Source organism: Streptomyces roseirectus, assembly GCF_014489635.1.
In the GTDB taxonomy this organism is placed as follows: Bacteria; Actinomycetota; Actinomycetes; order Streptomycetales; family Streptomycetaceae; genus Streptomyces; species Streptomyces roseirectus.
The window spans coordinates 1,156,346-1,174,067 of sequence record NZ_CP060828.1; the positions used below are offsets into that span (position 1 = coordinate 1,156,346).

Here is a 17,722-nt window from a genome sequence, read left to right on the forward strand (position 1 = left end):
GTATGGATCACACGGAGGTGCTGCTCATCGGCGGCCGCGCGGGCGTGGGCAAGACGACCGTCTCCTGGGAGGTGTCCGCGCTGCTGCGGGCCACCGAGATCCCGCACGCCCTCATCGACGGCGACTTCATGGGCCAGGTCCACCCCGCACCGCCCTCCGACCCGCACCGCGCGGCCATCACGACCGCCAACCTCAAGGCGGTCTGGGCGAATTACGCCGGCCTCGGCCACCGTCGCCTCGTCTACGTCAACACGGCGAGCGTGCTGCCCGACAGCACCGGCATCTTCGAGCGGGCGCTCGGGGACGACGTCCGGCTCGTGCGGGTTCTTCTCACCGCCACCGACGCCACCACGCGCGGCCGGCTCGAACGCCGGGAACTCGGCTCCGAGTTGGAGCAGGAGTGGGGGAACAGCGTCCGCAAGGCGCGGCTTCTGGAGGCGGGGGCGTCGGAGGGTACGGTGCGGGTGGTGACGGACGGGCGGACGGTCGTCGACATCGCGCGGGAGGTGGTGGGGGTGACGGGCTGGGTGGGGTGCTGACTGTCCGTCAGGTCCGGTGCGGGTTGGGGTTCCGTCATGTTCCGCAGTGGTACAGCGTTCCCGTGCCGTCCGCGCCGCCGTACTCGGTGGCCGGGACCTCCGTGCAAGTGGACCGGACCCACTGGGTGATCTCGGCGGCCGTCGTCGAACGGGCCCCGGTCGCGCCGGTTTTGGAGCCGCCCATGCCTCGGTCGGCGCCCACGAGCACGTACTTGACGCCGCCCGACTCGACAAGTCGCTTGAACCCCGCCTGAGTCGGGAACGGCACCCGTCCGCTGAAGCCGCCGAACGGCAGGATGTGGGCGCCGGTCGCGAGGATGTACGGGGATGCGGTGGTCCAGTCGGAGGTGGCGAAGACGTAGGACGCGGAGCCCTGGTGCGCGCGGGCGTAAGCCAGCAACTCCCGCTGGGACACGGTGAGTTCACCGCTGGAACCGACGCCGCCCCTGAACGCGCCGACGCCGAAGCCCGTCCTGCCGAAGCCGCCGGCCCCGTCCCCACCGAGCCCTCCCGACCCGTCCTGCCCGAAGCCGCCCGCACGGACGCCGATGTCTCCGGCTCCCCCGGCCCACCACGACCGCCCCGCCCGACCTCCGGCCGACGCGAACACCCCGTCCGACACGGCCCGCGCGACCGTCCCGCGTCCACCACCAGCACGCGTCGGCCCGACCGCCCCCATCCCCGTGCTCCGGTACGCCGGATTGAACACCTGCGCCACCCACGCACCGGGCGCGATCAGCACGGCGGCGAGCCCCGTCGCAAGCCCCGCGAGAGTGAGCCGCCCACCCAACCCCGCACGCCCACCCGCCCCTGCAGGCCCGCTCAACCCGCTGGGCCCACCCACCCCGGCAGACCCGCCACCACCCGAGCGCCCCACCACCAACAACGCGACCCCCACAGCCCCAAGCGCCCCCACCACCCCCGCCAGCCACGGCAGAAACCCTCCGAACTCCCCCGCGAGACACACACCCCACGCCGCCGTCACCCCCAGCGCTCCCGGCAGCACCCACCCCCGCCGCCCACCACTCCGATAAGCCCGCCACATCACCACGGTCCCGCCCCCGGTCAACGCGGCCACCGGCACCGCGATCACCCCCATGTAGTACGTGTGGTCCCCCACGCTCCCCGCGCTGAACACCAGAAAGAACGTCCCCAACCAGACGCCCCACAACAGAAACCCGGCACGAACCCCGTCGGTCCGAGGCCGCCCCCGCCTCCACAGCACCCCGCAGACAGCACACACCGCCGCGAACGGATACAACCACCCGGTCTGCGAGGCGAGCGAGGCCCCGAACATCTTCCCCCACCCGTCCTCCCCACCACCGACCGCCCGTGCCCGCGCACGAGCCCCAGCACGTGCACCCGCACCAGCCACAGCACCGCCACCCGAACCCGCACGTGCATGTGCATCACCTCCGGCACGCGCATCCCCCTGCACCCCGCTGACACTCCCCGTGGCCCCCGCACTGACCCCCAACGCCGAGAACCGATTCAGGAAGTTGTACCCGACGACCATGCTGAACGCGGAGTTGTCAGTCGTCCCATCCACATAGGGCCGGTCCTTGGCCGGCACCAGCCCCACCACCACCATCCACGACACCGACACAGCGACCATCACCACCGCGGCCACCCCCACCCGACCCACCCGCCGCCGCAGGGAACCCGGCGCCGACACCAGGTACACCACCCCCAGCGCCGGCAACACCGCCCACGCCTCAAGCATCTTGCTCTGGAACCCGACCCCCACCCACACCCCGGCGACCACCAACGGCCCCAACCGCCCGTCCCGCGAGGCCCGTTGCACCGCCTCGGCCGCGAGCAGCAGACACAGCGTGAACGCCGGATCCTCGACCGCCGTACGGAACAACCCCACGGACACCGGCGTCAGCAGGAACACCCCGCACGCGAGCAGCGCCGCGTCAACGCCCGCCCACCGCGACACCAGCCGGTGCAGCACGAGCAGACTCGCCATCCCCTCCAGCACCTGCGGAAGCACCAACGCCCAGGGATGAAAGCCGAACACCCGCGCCGACAACGCCTGCGGCCAGAGAAAACCGGGGAGTTTGTCGAGCGTGATGGAATTCCCCGGATCGAAGGACCCGTAGAAGAACGCCTTCCAGTTCTCGGACATGCTGCGCGCGGCGTCGGCGTAGAACGCGTGGTACGAACTGTGGTCGATACCCCAGGTGTAGAGCACGCCGGCGAGCAGGAGGAGCCCGAGCAACACGGGCCGGGCGTACCCGGGTTGACCGGCAGGAGAGCGCCAGGGAGCATGCCACAGGGGCACGGCGGAATCGGGGCCCGTGGAGACGGGGACTGTCGAAGCCATGCACAGCAGTGTTCGCCACACCCCACCCCCGCCCGCCCGAATACCCGGGCCTCCAAGAGAATTCTCATCGCCCCGATAACACCCCTTTAACAACGCGGCCCGCCTTTCAGCCGATACGGGGAATTCCATTGCCCGCCGATCGCCTGAACCACACACAGGTCCCCCACAGCGGGCCCACTACGATCAGCGCGTGAGCACATGGAAGCGATGCCTGGACGCGGCCGACGTCCGATCCCCCGGACTCCGCCGGGACTACAGCGAACAACGGCGCCTGGTGGCCGGATTCCGCCGGACCTCGTACATCGCGACCCGTCTGCTGCTGCCCCCGCACGTGCTCCCGCACGTCCTCGCGGCGACCGCGTTCATGCACCACTGCGACAACCTCCTCGACACCGGCCCGCGGCGGCCTGGCAGACGTGGGAACACCGGGTCCGCGAGGCCCTGCGCACCGGAACCGGCGACGACGCCCTGCTGCGCGCGCTCGCACACACCGTCGCCACCCACCCCCGGATGCGGGACACCGTCGAGACCTACCTGACGACCGCCCCGGCCGAACTGGACTTCACCGGTTTCGACGACGAGGCCGACTACCAGGCGTACGTGGACGCCTACGTCCTCCCCGCGTTCATGCTGATCGCCACACTGGTCGCCCCCGAGGACGACGACGGGGCGTTCCGCGCGGCCTGCCGGACGTTCATCGACGGCAGCCAGCGGCTGGACTTCGTCAACGACCTCGCCGAGGACGTCCGCGAGGGGCGCACCGGCGTCCCCGCCCAGACCCTGAACCGCTTCTCCCTCACCCCGGAGAACCTGACGTCCCCTCACCACACCGACAACATCCGCCAGTTGGTGATCCACGAACTCACCCGAGCACGCGCCGACCTCGAACACGCCGCCCAACTCCCCACCCTGGCCCCGAAACCCTTCCGCCCCCTCCTCAGCGCCCTCATCGAAATCGAACTGCTCACCGCCGACGCAGCCCTCCAACGCGGCGCCGCCCTCCTCCAGGGCGAGGCAAGCCCGCCCCCGGCCGGCGCCCTGCGCGTACTGCTCAACGCCCTACGCGCCAAACGGACTTCACGACACCCCTGACCACGCCTCGCCCCTGTCCCGCAGCAGCCGTCCGAGTATCCACCCATCAGCGAGCAGAGGCTCATCGAACTCCCGCGACCCCGTAGGTACCGCGCCCAGCACCTGTCCCAGAAAGATCCACATGCTGTCGGCCGGCGCAACCCGCACCACCCGCACACCGCCCTCGTCCCGCACGCTCACCTCGATCTCCAGCTCCAGCGGCATCGAGAACGGCCGCTCCACATGGATGACTTGACGCCTGCCGAGCAGCTGAAGCGTGTTCTGGTAGAGCCCCGTGAACCCGCAGTACCCGACGACGGTCCGCCCCCTCGTGTACCGGGCGAGCGCGCTGTACGCGCACGAGCGACGAACGCCGGGCCAGTTCGACCGCCCCGGCGTCGACGCAGGCCGGCTCGTCGACCACCACATGCCAGCCCCGTTCCAGCAACTCCCGGTCGCGGCAGAGCGCCCGGACCCCCGTCACATCCCCGGCATGGCAGCGTGCGACACTCCTTCGCCACTATCGCTTCGGCGGAGCGATGATCAGCGATTGCCTCCACGGTTGAGCCATGCGCGCACCGCACCCTGGTCATAGACGACGAGGTAGTCGGCCTTTCCGTCGCCGCTGATGTCCTTGAACTGGACGTACTCGCGTGCGTAGTTGGAGGCGTTGGCGAAGTGGTGGTGTCCTTCGAAACCGCCGGCGTCCTTGCCGCCCTTGTTGAGGTAGGCGTGGACGGATCCGTCCGCACCGACCATGAGGTAGTCGGCTTTCCCGTCGTTGTCGACGTCGGCGAAGCGCAGGCCGTCCGGGACAGCTCCGGACACGCCTGGTGCCCAGCTCAGTTTCTCCTCCCACCTGGGCTGGCTACTGCCTGGTGTGGGGGTGTTGAGGTATGCGTGGACCTCTCCGCCGTCTCCTACCCGCAGCACGTCGTCGCGGCCGTCGCCGTTGACGTCCGCGAAGTGCAGCCGGTCCGTCTTCGCGTCCGGAGTCGGGATGACGAGGTTGACTTGCTCGTCCCACGCCGGGGAGTCCCCGTCACGGGACGTGTTGAGCCGTGCCGTGCCCACGAACGAGTCGCCGTAGGGACCGATCAGATCGACGAAGTCATCACGTCCGTCGCCGTCGATGTCGGCGAGGCGGACGTCTGTCGGGGAGATCGACTCACCTGCGGCCGGGGGGCCTCCTGCGGGGAAGAACTCTCCCGAGCCGCCGCCCCACGGCTTCCACGTCGGCTGGCCCGGCTGGTCCGGGGTGTTGATGCCGACTCGGATGGATCCGTCTGTGCGGATCTGTACGTAGTCGGCCCGCTGGTCGCCGTTCATCTCCGCGATCTCGGTGCGGCCGTAGGTGTCCGGCCTGTGCATACCGGGCGCGATGACGCCCAGTTTGCGCCATCCCTCGCCGAGAGCGGTCGTGTCGTCCGGGTCGTCGGACTGCTCGCAGTCCGCGTCGGGCCGCTGAGGTTCCGGCTGCGCGATCCACTCCTTGTCCGCGGCTTGCATGACGCCGCGATAGAAGGCGCGCCCGAGTTTCGCGTACCCCTGGTCGTCGGGGTGGGCATCGTTCTGCAGGCCCTCGTCGACCTGGATGTCGCTGGTGTCGACCAGGACGACGTGCTTGCCCTCGGCCCGTAGATCCGAGACGAGGCGGGGCAGCGCGGCGTTCAGGGCATCGATGCGCGGCTGCAGACCGGGCTTGCCCGTCGGTATGAGCCGGGCGACGACGACCACGGCCTTGGGCGAGTCTTGCAGCGCCTGGGTGATCAGTTCCCTGATCCGCTGAGGGGCGGAGTCGAGGCGGTAGTTCTGGTTGGCGTCGTTGGTGCCCACGTGGAGGGTGATCACGTTCGGCCGGTATCGCGGCACGGTGCAGTCGGCCACCGAGGCGATCTCGTCGATGCGCCGCCCCGGGTGTCCTTCGTGGTCCGGGTCGGTCATCGTGCCCCTGCGCCCCGATCCGACGAAGTCGACCTCCCCGTCGGTCGCGCCGCGCAGGGCTGAGTGGAGCGTCTGGCGGTAGCCGTTGCTGTCCGAGCTCTCCAGGCCGGCGGTGATCGAGTCTCCCAGCGGCATCAGGCGAAGATCCCGCTTGAGCGGTGGCCGGCTGTCCTGCTCAGCCTCCTCGAAGCGCCACCTGTAGTCGGCGTCGACCATCCCCACCAAGCGGAACTGGTCGTCCAACGCCGCTCCCGGTCCCGCCGTCAGAGGGGCGTCGGCATAAGGGTTCAACAGCCTGCCGTCGGAGAAGGACCAGTCGGAGTTCATGTTGCCGGGGTCGCACGAGTCGAACGTCATCCAAGCGCCCCGGGAGTTGCCGGAACGCCCGAGACACCTGTCCCCCATGCGCAGCTTGTACGTGCCGGGCCTGGTCGCGAACAGGACGCGGACCTCGTTTCCGGTCCATGCGTCGTCCGGCTTCGCCAGCCACGGCACCTCGGCCGCGCCGGAATCGATGAGCAGACTCTCGGGTTTGTCTGCTTCGGTCAGGTAGAGGCGGTAGGCGTGACCGGGGACGGGATCGCCGCACCTCGAGTCCTCACGAGTGGAGGCCGCACGGGGCGCCAGACCTCGGCATCCGCCGAAGACGTACCGGACCAGCCAATGGTCCGAATTGAGTCCGAGCCGTGTCACGTCGACTTCGGTCTGGTTGGAGTCGCTGGTGTACGCCCAGTCGATCTCCGACCCGCCCTGATGCGTCGGCTGATTCGGCCGGACCATGGTGCGCTGAAGACGGGGCAGCATCCTGCCGGGGTCGAGATTGAAGTCGGCGAGAACCATCCAGCTGTTGTTCGGCGCGTTGCGAGCCATGAACTGACGCGCGGTTTCGATGATGTCCTCGGCGTCGTTGGGACGGCCGCCCTCCGAGGAGGCGTGAGCGGTGAAGTACCAGACCCCTCGCAGGAGCACCCCCATCATGGGGCGGGAACCTCCGGCGGAGTGAACGTTGAGCTGCACGGCGTCCTGGGCGTGGTCACGCGTCACGATCGCGAGCCCGTTGCGCTGCTGGCCGGTGTAGCTGTAGTAGATCTGCACGTAGTCGGCGCGGGGCGTTGAGCTCAGGTTCCAGATGAACTCATGTACGCCTGGGCGGGGCATGACTCGTTCGCTCTCCCGCGCCGACAGCGGCGGCTCGTTCCCCGCCTCCTGCAGTGCCAGCACCTGCATGCCCTCGGTGAAACGGGGCTGTATCGCGTTGCGATAGCGCGACTCCCGTTCCTTGCCCGTACCCGTGTGCTGGCCCTGCATGTTCCACGACCCCGCTATCAGGCCCTGAGGAACCGCGGCCGCGGGGGGAGGAGTCGGCACGAAAGTCATAAGGCCGGCCGCCACCAGAACCACGACGAGTGCCGCAACCACTCGCGAGCCCATCAGACGGGTTAATCGATGCGGGTTTCCGCCAGATCGGTACACGGCAAAGCTCCTGGAAGACGCACGGAACGTGGCACATGGCGGCACCGCTCATCGCTCTCGCACGGTGCTGCCCCGGCATCAAGCACCCTACCTGCGTCTGTACGTCCGTTCGATTGGGCCGTCCTGGTTCGACTCCGGACAGAGTCCGGGACGACGACGGAGGGGCCCGAGCAGATCGAGGCGATGAAGCAGGAGACAGGGGCTTGACCCGATACCTCAAGAGGCCGCGCAGGTAGGCGTGTGGTCATGGACGGCGGTTCGGGTGTTCGTCCCAGCGGTGGGTCGTCCATGACCGACGGATCAGGCTTCGTACGGTGATGATGGTGTCGGCCAGGTCGAAGAAGACGTCGATGACAGTGGCCCGGCGCTCATAGGGCGCGGGTCCTTTCGACATACCACCCCTGACTTGCCTGGATCGGCGCTTTCTCACCCTTGTGCGCGATGCGGCCGTGCAGGCCGTGTTCGTCGAGCATGGCGCGGGTCTTGTCGCAGTCGCAGCCGGCGTCCAGGTGCACGGTGATGTCGTCGGGCAGCGGTCCCAGGTCGTCCAGACGGTCCAGGGTCGGGGCGAGCAGGGGGGAGTCATGACGGTTCGCTCCGGCCAGAACGCGTCCCAGTGGGATCCCGTGACCATCCGTCACACCGGAGCGCTTCAGCGCCCTGTTTGCTGCGGTTGACCGGTGATCGCCCTGTGGCCTCGCTGCCGGGGGCTTTGGTGAGGGAGTCGTCGATGGCGATCTGCTCGAGGACGAGGCCGGCGACGCGGGCGTAGGACTTCAGGGAGATCTGCTTGAGTTCGGCGAAGAAGCCCAGCCGAAGCGCAGGAGCTGCAGCATCTTGTCGAAGACGATTCGGTCACTGATGCGTGGGCGGTGGCAGCCCAGCGGATGGGTAGGCACGTGGGTCGATCGTGCAGGCAGCAGGGCGGCGAACCGGCACCCGCGGTGACTCGGTCAGCCATGATGGCAGTACCGGCGCAGGTCTCCCCGGTGATCACAGAGCGTCGCAACTCCATGGTCGACAAGGCTTGTGCCTGCACTGCTGCCGAGGTCCCATCACCACACCTACCTGCACAGTTTCCAGGTCGGCTCATCCTGTTCCACTGCCGGGTCCGCTCTGACTCTGTGGATTCTTAAAGGGTTTCGGCGGGGTGGGGATGCGGCCGATGCGGCGCCATCGTCTCAGGACGGCGCGGCCGTAGTTGTTGGTGCCGGCCACTCGGTCGAGGTCGGTTCCGGTCGGGGTGCGGCCGGCGGCGTGTCCGTGTTGGTGGTGCTCCCACATGATCTGCTCGGCGCCGTGCGGTCCGGGTGGGCGAGAGGCGGGAGCGGGGTGGCGTCTCGGCCGTTCGCGGGTGGAGCGTTGGTCTCGTGGCCTCTGCCGCGCCGCTGTGGGGTCTTGGTGCCGGTCTCGGTGGGTGAGGAGTTCCACTGAGAGGAGGAGGGCGACAGGAGGCCAGTCGGCGACGAGGACGGGTTGCCAGGCGAGAGTGAGGGCCGCGGCGATGTTGGCGGCGAGGGAGACGGCAATGCCCAGGAGGAAGGCCGTCCAGACGACGGTGCGCTCTCGGCGCGTCTGCCGTGCGGGGTGGAGGAGGCCGACGGTGGCCAGGAGGAGGAGCCCGCCGACGGACAGGGGCCACAGGACGGCGCTGGTCGCGTCGGCTCCGCCGTGCTGGGCGAAGGCTCTCTGGTGAAGGTAAGAGGCGTAGGCGGCCACGGACGCGACCACTACCGCGCAGGTTCGGCGTATCCATGTCTCGCCGCCGGCTCGGGTGTTCGGCGTCTCGTTTCGCGAGAGTTCTGCCGGTGTACGGAGCCGGGTCATCGAGACCGCCGGGGCGGTCGTGTCCGGGAGGGAGTCTCAGTGGCCCGCGCTCTCGCCGTCCGTGCCGCTCTCGTCCCGGTGGAAGGGCTTCTCGTTCCGAGGCGGGAGCCCGACGAGAGCGGGGGCGGTGCGGGCTCGTCTCGCGGCCCGGTCTCGCGGCCACTGCGGTGTGGGGCCATTCCACCCTCCCTGCGGGGCACAGGCTTCGCCGACATCAGAGAAGGCCGGAATCCAAAGCTGTTTTGGACACGGGCCGGGCAAGATTTTCAGCACGGGCGGGTCTGAGGGTCGCCCTGTAACGACCTTGGATCCGGTGGAATCGTCGCGGTCAACTGCGCAATGGCACCTGGGTCTGTCCGGCGAGGGCGCGGTTGTGCAGACGTGCACGGTGACGAGCCCGGTGCCTGGTCGCCGCCGCCGTCTTCGAGATCCCGAAGACAGGCAGGATGCAACCCTCCGGCGGGACGCACCACGGGCGTCCGCACTACGACTCCGCCGCGCTTTCGCACCGCACCACGGTGACCAGCGGTTGCAGGGCAACCCTTAGATCATCACTAAAACGGAGTTAAATCCGCGTCGGCCGCGGCAGTTGGTGAACGGGCCTTCCGCCTTCGCGCGCCAAGGGGCGCTTAAAGGTTCCTGTCTGGCGGTTTCTTGTTGCCGGTGTGGCTCTGTGAGGGGCGTTCCTGTTCCCTCTCAGGTCGAGGAGGCGTCCGTTCATGGTCGCTCGTCGTCAGTACCGGGGCTGTGCGGGTCGTGTTCTGCCGCTGGACACGGTCCGGGAGTGTTTCGTCCGGCTGGTTTCGGGGCCGGAGCCGTTGTCGGTGGACGGGCGTGCCTTTCACGGGCTGCCGCAGCGGGCGGTGCCGTTGGACGAGGTGCGTGGGCTGTTGATGCGGCGTGGGTGTCCGCGGCTGACGCGGGATGCGGTGTGGGCGCTGCTGGTGCGGCGTGCGCGTCGGGAGGACGGGGTGTGGACGTTGGCGTGTGCGGGGATGGCGTTGCCCGCGTTGGCGGGGGTGGTGCGGCGACTGGATGAGGGGTGCGCGGGGGATGCGTTCGATCTCCAGGCCGAGGTGGTGGCAGGGTTCTTGGACGGGCTGGCGCGGGTGGATGTGGTGCGGCCCCGGGTGCTGACGCGGTTGCGGTGGGCGGCGTACCGGCGGGGGTTCGCCACGCGGGCGCAGGCATGGGACGCGCCGACACCGGTGGCCCCGGGGTACTGGTCGGCCGCGCCGCAGCCGCCGTGGGGGCATCCGGATCTGGTGCTGGCGCGGGCGGTACGGGAAGGGGCGGTGCCCCGGGCCGAGGCCGAGCTGATCGGCTCCACCCGGCTCGACGACATGACCGTCGCCGAGTGGGCGCAGCAGCACGCGCTCACACCGAACGCCGTCTACAAGACACGGCGCAGGGCGGAGGCACAGCTGGCCACTTTCCTGCGCGGCGAGGCGGTGGATGCCACTGTCGACGATCCGGTCGCCCGGGCGGCGATGGACCTGCTGCTGTCCACGCCGCAGGCTCCGGCCCGCCGCTCTACGGCGCCGGCGTCGGCCGCTTCTCCCACCCGTGCCGTGAATTCTTCGTCCGGCATGGCCAAAAAGGGCGCGGATTCCGGCTTCTTGGGGTGCGGGAGTGACATACCCGCGTCCCCGTCAGCTCCGGAGGGACGCCGATGAACCGGGGCTTCTTTCACCGCCGTCCCGGACTCCGGGCACGTCGTGCTGTTGCCGACCGACGCCCGCTGGGGCGGTGGCTGCTCGTCGCGGCGGTGGTACTGCTGTTGGTGTGCCTGCTGGGGGCGGGGTTCGGCACGGGCGGCAGAGTCAGACGCCGTGCTCGCGTTGGCGGCGTCGGTGAACGAGGTGCTGACCAACATCCGCAACTGGATCATGGGCGTCCTCGCCGGGCTCGCGACCATGTTCCTGACCGTCGGTGGGCTGCGGTACGTGATGGCCGGGGGTGATACCGGGGAGGTCGAGAAGGCCAAGACCGCGTTCAAAAGCGCGGGGTGGGGATACGGGATGCGTCGCACCCACGGCGGGCGGTACGGGCGGTAGTAGGCCAGCGGGACCACGACCGTATCGTCGTCGGGCAGCCACGCGATCGGAGTGCTGTAGCTGAACCCTTGATAGGCGATGCGTCCGGCATCGGCGATCGGCCGGTACCGGCCGATCGCGTCTCGGGAAGCCACCCGACGCGGTAGCTGCGTTCGTCGGTCACGCTGAGCGCGCCGTGGGTGCGGAACGGCCGGCGGGACGCCAACGCCCTTCGCACCGCCCAGGACTGCGTGGCAAGCTTGGGCACAGTCCGGTTCCTCTCCGAAAAGAACGGGACGGTGAGGGCCCTCGAGGCGCCGTGCACCCCGCAGCGCGTCGTTGCCGACGGCCCCTCACGCGGACACGGCGGACAGATCTGGTGAGCCTGTCGCCCGTGCCGCTTCTACAGGGTGATCTCCGTACCGGTTCCCAGATCGAAGATCGCCCGCTGCTAGCGCTGTAATCCGGCGTCGACGGCGGTCTGCTGATCGCTGATCACCTCGACCGGGTCGATGTAGATCACTCAATCGTCCAGCCGGCCCCCAGCCCGTTCGCGTTCGTGGGGATCATGTACGGGGCCGGGGTGGTGCTCACCGCGTAGCCGCCGGTGGGGGTGTACGTGCTGCCGTCCGGACGGGTCATGACCGTGAACCCGCCGTTCAGGAACAGCGCGTCGTACAGCAAGGCCACTGCGGCTGTCGTCAGAACGGACATGGCCCGTTCCTCTCCGAGAAAGAGGGCGTCCCGCCCGGCGGGGTAGGGGGCCGTACGGGACTGCACGGCCACACCTCTGCTCAGTCCCCCACTGGGGATTTAGTTGCGCCCCCGCCGAAGCCGCCAATACATCCGTCACCTGCAACAAGGATGCATCGGGCAGCTACCTCTCTAGGAGGTAGCAGGATCGGAACCCTGAAGGGAAGTGAGACCGGAAACCGAGTCGGTGACACAAGCAGGCAATCGATCCGTCAAAATCCGCGACTCACTGAAATCGAGCCGCCCTGGAATGGATATTGATCCGAAACGCTTTGGGTTCAGGCTCGTTGGCTGTGCGTGAGTGATCTGGTGGGGGATACGCGGACGTGGTCGCCGGACGCTCGGGAGGCTGCGCGACTGCTGGCGGTATCCGCACTGGTGGAGGGCAGGGACCGGTCGGAGGTCGCGGCCTTGTTCAAGGTGTCGGTCAGGGCTGTGGACAACTGGTGGGCGAGATAGCAGGCGGGTGGCCGGGACGCGCTGCTGTCCTGGCCGCGAGGCCGCCGCACAGGCGAGCACCAAGCTGTACCGGGTCCGGTTCACCGAGCCCGGCATGGGCAAGTACCTCAAGCAGTGGGGCCTGACCTTCCAACGGCCGGACAAGCGGGCTGTCGAACAGGCCCCGGAGGCCGTCCGCGTCTGGTGCGAGGAGACCTGGCCGGCGATCCGGGCCAGGGCGAAGGCGGAAGGCGCCGGAGTCCTCTTCAGCGACCAGGTCGGGATCCGTTCGGACCAGGTCACCGGCCGCACCTGGGGTGCCAAGGTGCGACGCCGGTCGTCCGCCGCACCGGCAACCGGTTCTCCGTGAACGCGATGTCCGCGATCAGCACCCGCGGCCGGATGCACTTCATGGCCTTTACCAACACCTTCGACACGAAGGTCATGTGCCGCTTCCTCGCCCGACTCGTCGGCCACTTCGACCGCAAGGTCCACCTGATCGTCGATCAGCACTCGACCCACCGCTCGAAGACCGTCCGGACCTCGCTCGCCGACCACAAGAGCCAGATCGAGCTGCACTTCCTGCCCTCGTACTCACCCGAGCTGAACCCCGACGAGCTGGTCAACGCCAACCCCACGTCGCCCGCAGACACTTCGGCGGCGCGCACGTCCGCTACATCCTCGACGAGTGAACCCAATGCATTTCTGATCAATATGGGCCGAGACACACGCAGCCCTCCGCGACCGGGCCAAACAACGCCGAAGAGAAGACATCTCGAACTGACCGAAAGACGTGCTCAAGGGGGCCGACACCACTTTGCCAGCCCCCTTAGCGCCGACAGGTCAGGCCGCGCTCAACTGAGCTTCCCTGTTCTGCACACCGCTCATGAAGCACTCCCATTCATGATTCGTGTACGTGTGAGGAAGAACTGTCTCGTCGGCGCAGTCACTGAGAACGACAGCGTCCGCGGTTATGGCCACCTGAATACGAGTCGACTTCGGGCGTTCCCCACGCAAGTACGCCAGGAATTCCTCCCAGTCGCCGACCGGGTAGACATGAGCGGCCCTGGCCGGGTCGCTGCTGTTGCGTACGGCGATCAGTCCGCCGCCCAAGTCGGCGACCTCCACGCACCCTTGCGCGCTCTCGGACATCTTGGCCTTGCGCCACACGGCGGTGCTCAGGTCGGGGGTGGGCATGGCTCACATCTCCTTGAGTGCGGTACGCAGCCACCGCTCGGTGCCGGCCTCGTCGAGCGCGGCCCCGCGGAGAGCGGCGAACGTCCTCTCGAAGCGCCGCATGTCCGGCGGTTTTTGCAGATAGAGGTTTCCGCCGGGGCTGTCCACGTAGGCCACCGGCGGTTCGGACGGGTCGTGAAAGCCCAGGATCGTGAACGAGCCGGTGAGCGCGGCGTGGGCGCCTCGGTCGTACGGAAGCACCTGAAGGGTGATGTTGGGCGCCCCCATCGAGCGGAGCAGGTGCTCCAGCTGGGCGCGCAGCACGGCTCGGCCGCCGACCTCGCGCCGAAGGCTCGCCTCGTCCAGGACGGTGATGATCTCGGGAGGGGTCTCCGACTCCACCAGAGCCTGGCGTTGCCGTTCCAGGTGGAAAGCGGTGAGCCTGTCGACCTCCCTGGCGTTCTGCGCGGCGGCCCGCAAGATGGCGCGCAGGTAGTCCTCGGTGCGCAGCAGGCTGTGCACGGCCGCGAGGGCGAACACGTTCAGGGACGCCGCCTCCGCCTCCAGTGCCACGTAGTTCGCGAGGCTGGTGGGCATGACGCCCTTGAAGGCGTCCCACCAGCCGTCGTCGTCAATGCCGGCATGCAGCTTGAGCAGGGCCTTCGCGGTCTCGGCGTCCACGTGGTAGACGTCGATCAGCGCCTTGAGCTCGATCAGCAGCGGGGTGCGTTTCCCGTTCTCGACACGGCTGATCGTAGGGTTCGACCGCCCGATCTCGGCAGCAGCCTGCACGAGCGTCAGACCAGAAGATTCACGCAGCTCCCGAAGCTTTTCGCCGAGAAGTCGACGCTTCCCGGCGGATCCACGAGAAGTGGTGCTCATGCGGCGCTGCTCCCTCTTCGACATACCTCGGCGACCCAAGTTTGCCGTACGGGCGGGCGCAGGAGCATCGGCCGGGTCCATGGAGCCTCCACTGACTGAAGAAGGGCCGTGAATCTTCTGTATGTAGTTGCAGTCAGAAGATTCTAGAGCCATGCTGGAGTCATCAGCTCGCGACGGGCCGCAGTCCTCGAAGGCGGTTCGACGTCGAACGAGGGATGCGTCATACGGCGTCAGGCTGCCTCCCAACTCACCGAATGGGAGCTGACCCACCTCGCCGAAACCGCCTGCCTCCTGCTCAGTGAACTCCTGACCAACGCCGTCAAGGCCAGTTCGTCGAAAACGGAGAGGGTGACCGCCCAACTCTCCTGCAACGAGAGCACCTTGAAGGTCGCGGTCAGCGACACGGCCGACGAGCGGCCCCAGTTGTCGGTTCCACCCCTCGAACAGGAGGGCGGACGTGGCCTGTTGATCGTGACGATGCTGTCGAAGGAGTGGGGCACCAGGCCCAACGCCACCGGTCCGGGAAAGACCGTCTGGTGCACCCTCACCCTTCCGCCGTCGAACTCCGGCCCGCACACGGCCCAAGCGCGTGACGACGCTCGTCCCGTCAGCGACTTCGGGCTGTCGCAGGCCGTTTCGCGCCTCGCGCACCTTCGCGTGAGAAATCACGCGCCGCCTGTTCACGCCCGAGTCGGGCTGCCGAGGCCCGCCGAGCGAACCGCGTCGGCGGACCGTCGTTCGGCCTGAGACCCGGGCACCGCGCGGACGCCGCTCCCCAACGTCGTCCCACGGGCGCCCGACGTGGGCTCGGCCCTTCTGCCCTGGGGACACGCCAGGCGCCGGAGCACCCGCCGGCGTGGCTCCAGAAGTTCCGAGCGAGCCGCGGCGCCTTCGGATACCGCGGAATCCCCGCTGCTGTGAGACCAGGGACAAGCACGACAGCGGGTCCACGAACATCTCTTTCCATTCACATGCCGCCCCGGCTCTCAACCGTCCGAGGAACCATGCCCCAGCCCCTCCGCTCCCGCTGCGCGAGCGACGCCCAGCGAGACGCCCGCCGTGCGGCTGTATTCCGCCGGCCGTCAGGCGGCCATCTCCTCCTTCAACCGCCGAAGACTCCGCGTCGCGGATTCATGGCTCTCCGGCAGCCGCTGGGCCGTCGCCTCGCGCACCGCGTCCTCCAGGAGTTCGGCGGCACCCGTGTCGTCAGCGGCGAGGAGTTGGACGTGCGCCATGGTGATCCGCTGGATCACGCGCCACTGCGGGGCCACGGCGGTCGCAGTGGCCGGGCCGCCGTGTTCGACCAGCCGGATCGCCTCCGCCGTACGGCCGGTGGCCACAAGGCCGCGCGGACCTGCAGGACTCGGTGCGCTTGACCGGATGGCGTTCCTCATCCCCCGTCAGGACGTTCGTGAAGACGACGTCCTGCTTCAGGTCAGCCGTGCTGCGTGTGATCCACCACCGCGCGTCCCCGAACCGGGCCGTGAACCCGGGCACGTTGCACGCCGCAGCCGCCGGCATCAGCTTCGCGCCCTCGACGTCGAACGACGCCCGCTCGATGCTGAACGCGACCACCAGTTGCCTCCCGCAGACCCGACCGCGCCCTGCGGCGCGGTGCTCGTAGCGGGTAACGACGTTCGGCCGGTCGGGTGACGCGCGCGCTCGCATACATGAACGTCTCTCTGGATCCCCCTGCCGGACAAGGAAATGCCCTGCTCAGGTCAGCTTGTCAGTGGTCGCTCGTACGCTCGGTACTCAAGATGAGTGACCGGTCCGAACCAGGAGGGCCCATGGCCAGGGATACGCGCCGTGTGCAGACAGCGGTGCTCGACAACGCCGGCTCCGAAGATCCCGTCGAACTCCCCACGGACGCAGCCGACCTGGAGTTGTTCCGACGCGCTCACGAGGGCCGTACCTTCTGGTGCGGAGAGTGGCTGGGCGGTTGTGGCGGGCGGCTGACGACCAGGCTCTGCACGGACAAGATCTGTTCCCTGTCAAGTCCAGCGTGTTGAGTTAGTGGGGCGTCACTGTCCAGCACATCTGGTGCTGGCCGTCGCCCAGGAGGGCGCTGCTGGATATCGGTATGCGTTGGGATTCCTGCGGCAGTCAGCCGAGGTAGAAGTCCTTGCGGACGGCGACGAATTCCTCGACCGTCAGGGGCCGCTTCCCGGTGATGCGCTCGACGTCGATAGTCGCCCTGTCGTAACGGTTCGCGCGGTGCAGCTGCGCCATGGTCGCGATGTGCTGCTCGGTGTGCTGTGGCAGGCCCGCGTTCGCGAGTACCTCTGTACGCCACCATTGCAGGGGGACGTCCAGATAGGTCACCGTGCGGCCGAGCGCCTTGGAGAATTCCTGGGCTACTTCGGTCATGTCGAGCGCCCGCGGTCCGGTCAGCTCGTACACCTTCCCGGCGTGCTCCTCGGGGTTGCGCAGGATGGTCGCGACCACTTGGGCGACGTCGGCGGCGGCGACTGGCGAGGTGCGTCCGGTCCCGAACGGCAGCGCCAGCGTGCCGTTCTCGCGGATCGAGCGCGCCGCGAGGGCGGTGAACAGCGGATTGTCGAGGAACGTCGTCGGGCGCACGTGCACCACGGGCAGGCCCGACCAGTCCAGCACCTGCTCCGCCAGCCAGTGCAGCCGCTGCTGGTGAGATTCCGCGGTGCTGGTGGCGGTCATTTGCGACACCGTCATCTGAGACATGTCCACCAGCAGGTCGAGTTCGCCGTGTGCCTTCGCGACCGTGGCCATGACGGTCGCCGCCAGCAGGTGGTCGGGGGACACACTGAGCCCGAAGTACGTCCGGCGGACGCCGTCGAGCGCGGCCGCCACCGTTTCGGGCCGGGTCAGGTCCCCGGTGACGACCTCGGCGCCCCATGCCCTCACCTCGGCCGCGCGCTCGTCCTCGCGGCGGATCAGGACGCGGACCGGCACGTTCTGCGCGCGCAGCCGCTCGGTGACGAGGCGGCCCATGCCGCCGGCGCCGGTGACGAGGACGAGGTCGTGATCAGCCATCGGTGGCTTCCTTTCGGAGGTGTTCGCCCCGGCCAGGTCCTGGCCGTTGCACGGGCGGCAGTGTTGGTGCTCGGCGTCGCCGACCGGTCCTCGCCGGACGGCCGGCCATGATTCCCATGCGGGATCGGCTCGGTGACGGGCACGGCGAGCCATGGGTAAGGGGATGGGCACCGTGCTCGCGCGGGCTGGTGCTCGTATGAAGATCGATCGGCGTCGCCTGCGGTCAGATGGAGGTCGCGCCG

The 17,722-nt window shown here is 68.7% G+C and carries 16 protein-coding genes and 2 pseudogenes; 7 read left to right on the forward strand and 11 right to left on the reverse strand.

Annotated features, from left to right (window positions below; all coding sequences use genetic code 11):
• The first annotated feature begins 2 nt into the window (after positions 1–2).
• Positions 3–539, forward strand: a complete 537-nt coding sequence (locus IAG44_RS04635; RefSeq protein WP_187745856.1) for an ATP-binding protein — start codon at positions 3–5, stop codon at positions 537–539.
• A 34-nt stretch (positions 540–573) separates the two neighbouring features.
• On the opposite strand, the gene IAG44_RS44190 is transcribed toward IAG44_RS04635, so the two are convergent.
• Positions 574–2,868 (reverse strand): ArnT family glycosyltransferase, encoded by a 2,295-nt coding sequence (locus tag IAG44_RS44190; protein WP_187745857.1) that lies wholly within the window; start codon positions 2,866–2,868, stop codon positions 574–576.
• A 207-nt stretch (positions 2,869–3,075) separates the two neighbouring features.
• Here IAG44_RS44190 and IAG44_RS04645 point away from each other — a divergent pair, with 207 nt between their 5' ends.
• Positions 3,076–3,960, forward strand: a complete 885-nt coding sequence (locus IAG44_RS04645) for a squalene/phytoene synthase family protein (protein WP_246563697.1) — start codon at positions 3,076–3,078, stop codon at positions 3,958–3,960.
• Here the strand turns inward: IAG44_RS04645 and IAG44_RS04650 are convergent.
• The 4 genes and pseudogenes from IAG44_RS04650 to IAG44_RS04665 all read right to left on the reverse strand — a co-directional run bounded on the left by IAG44_RS04650 (position 3,946) and on the right by IAG44_RS04665 (position 9,087).
• Positions 3,946–4,368 (reverse strand): hypothetical protein, encoded by a 423-nt coding sequence (locus tag IAG44_RS04650; protein WP_187745858.1) that lies wholly within the window; start codon positions 4,366–4,368, stop codon positions 3,946–3,948. The two genes, IAG44_RS04645 and IAG44_RS04650, sit on opposite strands and share 15 nt — an antisense overlap.
• Before the next feature lie 114 nt (positions 4,369–4,482).
• Positions 4,483–7,191: a GDSL-type esterase/lipase family protein gene (locus IAG44_RS04655; RefSeq protein ID WP_187745859.1), complete on the reverse strand. Its 2,709-nt coding sequence runs from the start codon at positions 7,189–7,191 to the stop codon at positions 4,483–4,485.
• Between the two features lie 409 nt (positions 7,192–7,600).
• Positions 7,601–8,325, reverse strand: a pseudogene (locus IAG44_RS04660) (transposase).
• Between the two features lie 120 nt (positions 8,326–8,445).
• A complete protein-coding gene (locus tag IAG44_RS04665; RefSeq protein WP_246561481.1) occupies positions 8,446–9,087 on the reverse strand; it encodes a DUF2637 domain-containing protein in 642 nt (213 codons plus the stop codon).
• Between the two features lie 815 nt (positions 9,088–9,902).
• Between IAG44_RS04665 and IAG44_RS04670 the strand changes: the two genes are divergently transcribed.
• Together IAG44_RS04670 and IAG44_RS43255 are read left to right on the forward strand one after the other, a co-directional pair.
• Positions 9,903–10,859 carry a sigma-70 family RNA polymerase sigma factor gene (locus IAG44_RS04670; protein WP_187745861.1) on the forward strand — a complete coding sequence of 319 codons (957 nt, stop codon included), beginning with the start codon at positions 9,903–9,905 and terminating at the stop codon, positions 10,857–10,859.
• Positions 10,860–11,015: 156 nt separating this feature from the next.
• A complete protein-coding gene (locus tag IAG44_RS43255; RefSeq protein ID WP_343075719.1) occupies positions 11,016–11,240 on the forward strand; it encodes a pilin in 225 nt (74 codons plus the stop codon).
• A 498-nt stretch (positions 11,241–11,738) separates the two neighbouring features.
• On the opposite strand, the gene IAG44_RS04680 is transcribed toward IAG44_RS43255, so the two are convergent.
• Complete coding sequence (locus tag IAG44_RS04680; RefSeq protein ID WP_187745862.1) at positions 11,739–11,933, reverse strand: hypothetical protein; 195 nt, start codon at positions 11,931–11,933, stop codon at positions 11,739–11,741.
• 505 nt (positions 11,934–12,438) lie between these two features.
• On the opposite strand from IAG44_RS04680, the gene IAG44_RS43260 reads away from it, so the two are divergent.
• A complete protein-coding gene (locus IAG44_RS43260; protein ID WP_246561483.1) occupies positions 12,439–12,780 on the forward strand; it encodes a winged helix-turn-helix domain-containing protein in 342 nt (113 codons plus the stop codon).
• Positions 12,781–12,785: 5 nt separating this feature from the next.
• Positions 12,786–12,977 (forward strand): annotated as a pseudogene (locus IAG44_RS43265) (transposase); the annotation flags it as partial.
• Here the strand turns inward: IAG44_RS43265 and IAG44_RS43270 are convergent.
• The 3 genes from IAG44_RS43270 to IAG44_RS04695 form a co-directional block, all read right to left on the reverse strand.
• Positions 12,917–13,078, reverse strand: a complete 162-nt coding sequence (locus IAG44_RS43270; RefSeq protein ID WP_246561486.1) for a hypothetical protein — start codon at positions 13,076–13,078, stop codon at positions 12,917–12,919. The pseudogene IAG44_RS43265 and the gene IAG44_RS43270 sit on opposite strands and share 61 nt — an antisense overlap.
• A gap of 175 nt (positions 13,079–13,253) precedes the next feature.
• Positions 13,254–13,607, reverse strand: a complete 354-nt coding sequence (locus IAG44_RS04690) for a DUF397 domain-containing protein (protein ID WP_187745863.1) — start codon at positions 13,605–13,607, stop codon at positions 13,254–13,256.
• A 3-nt stretch (positions 13,608–13,610) separates the two neighbouring features.
• On the reverse strand, positions 13,611–14,492 hold the full coding sequence (locus IAG44_RS04695) for a helix-turn-helix domain-containing protein (protein ID WP_187745864.1): 882 nt from the start codon (positions 14,490–14,492) through the stop codon (positions 13,611–13,613).
• Between the two features lie 198 nt (positions 14,493–14,690).
• Here IAG44_RS04695 and IAG44_RS04700 point away from each other — a divergent pair, with 198 nt between their 5' ends.
• Positions 14,691–15,215 (forward strand): ATP-binding protein, encoded by a 525-nt coding sequence (locus IAG44_RS04700; RefSeq protein WP_425508513.1) that lies wholly within the window; start codon positions 14,691–14,693, stop codon positions 15,213–15,215.
• 335 nt (positions 15,216–15,550) lie between these two features.
• Here the strand turns inward: IAG44_RS04700 and IAG44_RS04705 are convergent, their stop codons facing one another.
• Entirely contained in the window at positions 15,551–15,808 is a 258-nt protein-coding gene (locus tag IAG44_RS04705; protein WP_187745865.1) for a hypothetical protein, read from the reverse strand.
• 766 nt (positions 15,809–16,574) lie between these two features.
• Positions 16,575–17,480, reverse strand: a complete 906-nt coding sequence (locus tag IAG44_RS04710; RefSeq protein WP_187745866.1) for an NmrA family NAD(P)-binding protein — start codon at positions 17,478–17,480, stop codon at positions 16,575–16,577.
• Positions 17,481–17,722 lie beyond the last annotated feature (242 nt).

Bases quoted from the DNA above. Each gene is read 5' to 3' on its own strand.
- IAG44_RS04635 (WP_187745856.1), top strand. From the start codon at position 3: ATGGATCACACGGAGGTGCTGCTCATCGGCGGCCGCGCGGGCGTGGGC.
- IAG44_RS04680 (WP_187745862.1), bottom strand. From the start codon at position 11,933: ATGTCCGTTCTGACGACAGCCGCAGTGGCCTTGCTGTACGACGCGCTG.
- IAG44_RS04645 (WP_246563697.1), top strand. From the start codon at position 3,076: ATGCCTGGACGCGGCCGACGTCCGATCCCCCGGACTCCGCCGGGACTA.
- IAG44_RS44190 (WP_187745857.1), bottom strand. From the start codon at position 2,868: ATGGCTTCGACAGTCCCCGTCTCCACGGGCCCCGATTCCGCCGTGCCC.
- IAG44_RS04650 (WP_187745858.1), bottom strand. From the start codon at position 4,368: ATGTGGTGGTCGACGAGCCGGCCTGCGTCGACGCCGGGGCGGTCGAAC.
- IAG44_RS04695 (WP_187745864.1), bottom strand. From the start codon at position 14,492: ATGTCGAAGAGGGAGCAGCGCCGCATGAGCACCACTTCTCGTGGATCC.
- IAG44_RS04670 (WP_187745861.1), top strand. From the start codon at position 9,903: ATGGTCGCTCGTCGTCAGTACCGGGGCTGTGCGGGTCGTGTTCTGCCG.
- IAG44_RS04710 (WP_187745866.1), bottom strand. From the start codon at position 17,480: ATGGCTGATCACGACCTCGTCCTCGTCACCGGCGCCGGCGGCATGGGC.
- IAG44_RS04655 (WP_187745859.1), bottom strand. From the start codon at position 7,191: ATGCAGGGCCAGCACACGGGTACGGGCAAGGAACGGGAGTCGCGCTAT.
- IAG44_RS04690 (WP_187745863.1), bottom strand. From the start codon at position 13,607: ATGCCCACCCCCGACCTGAGCACCGCCGTGTGGCGCAAGGCCAAGATG.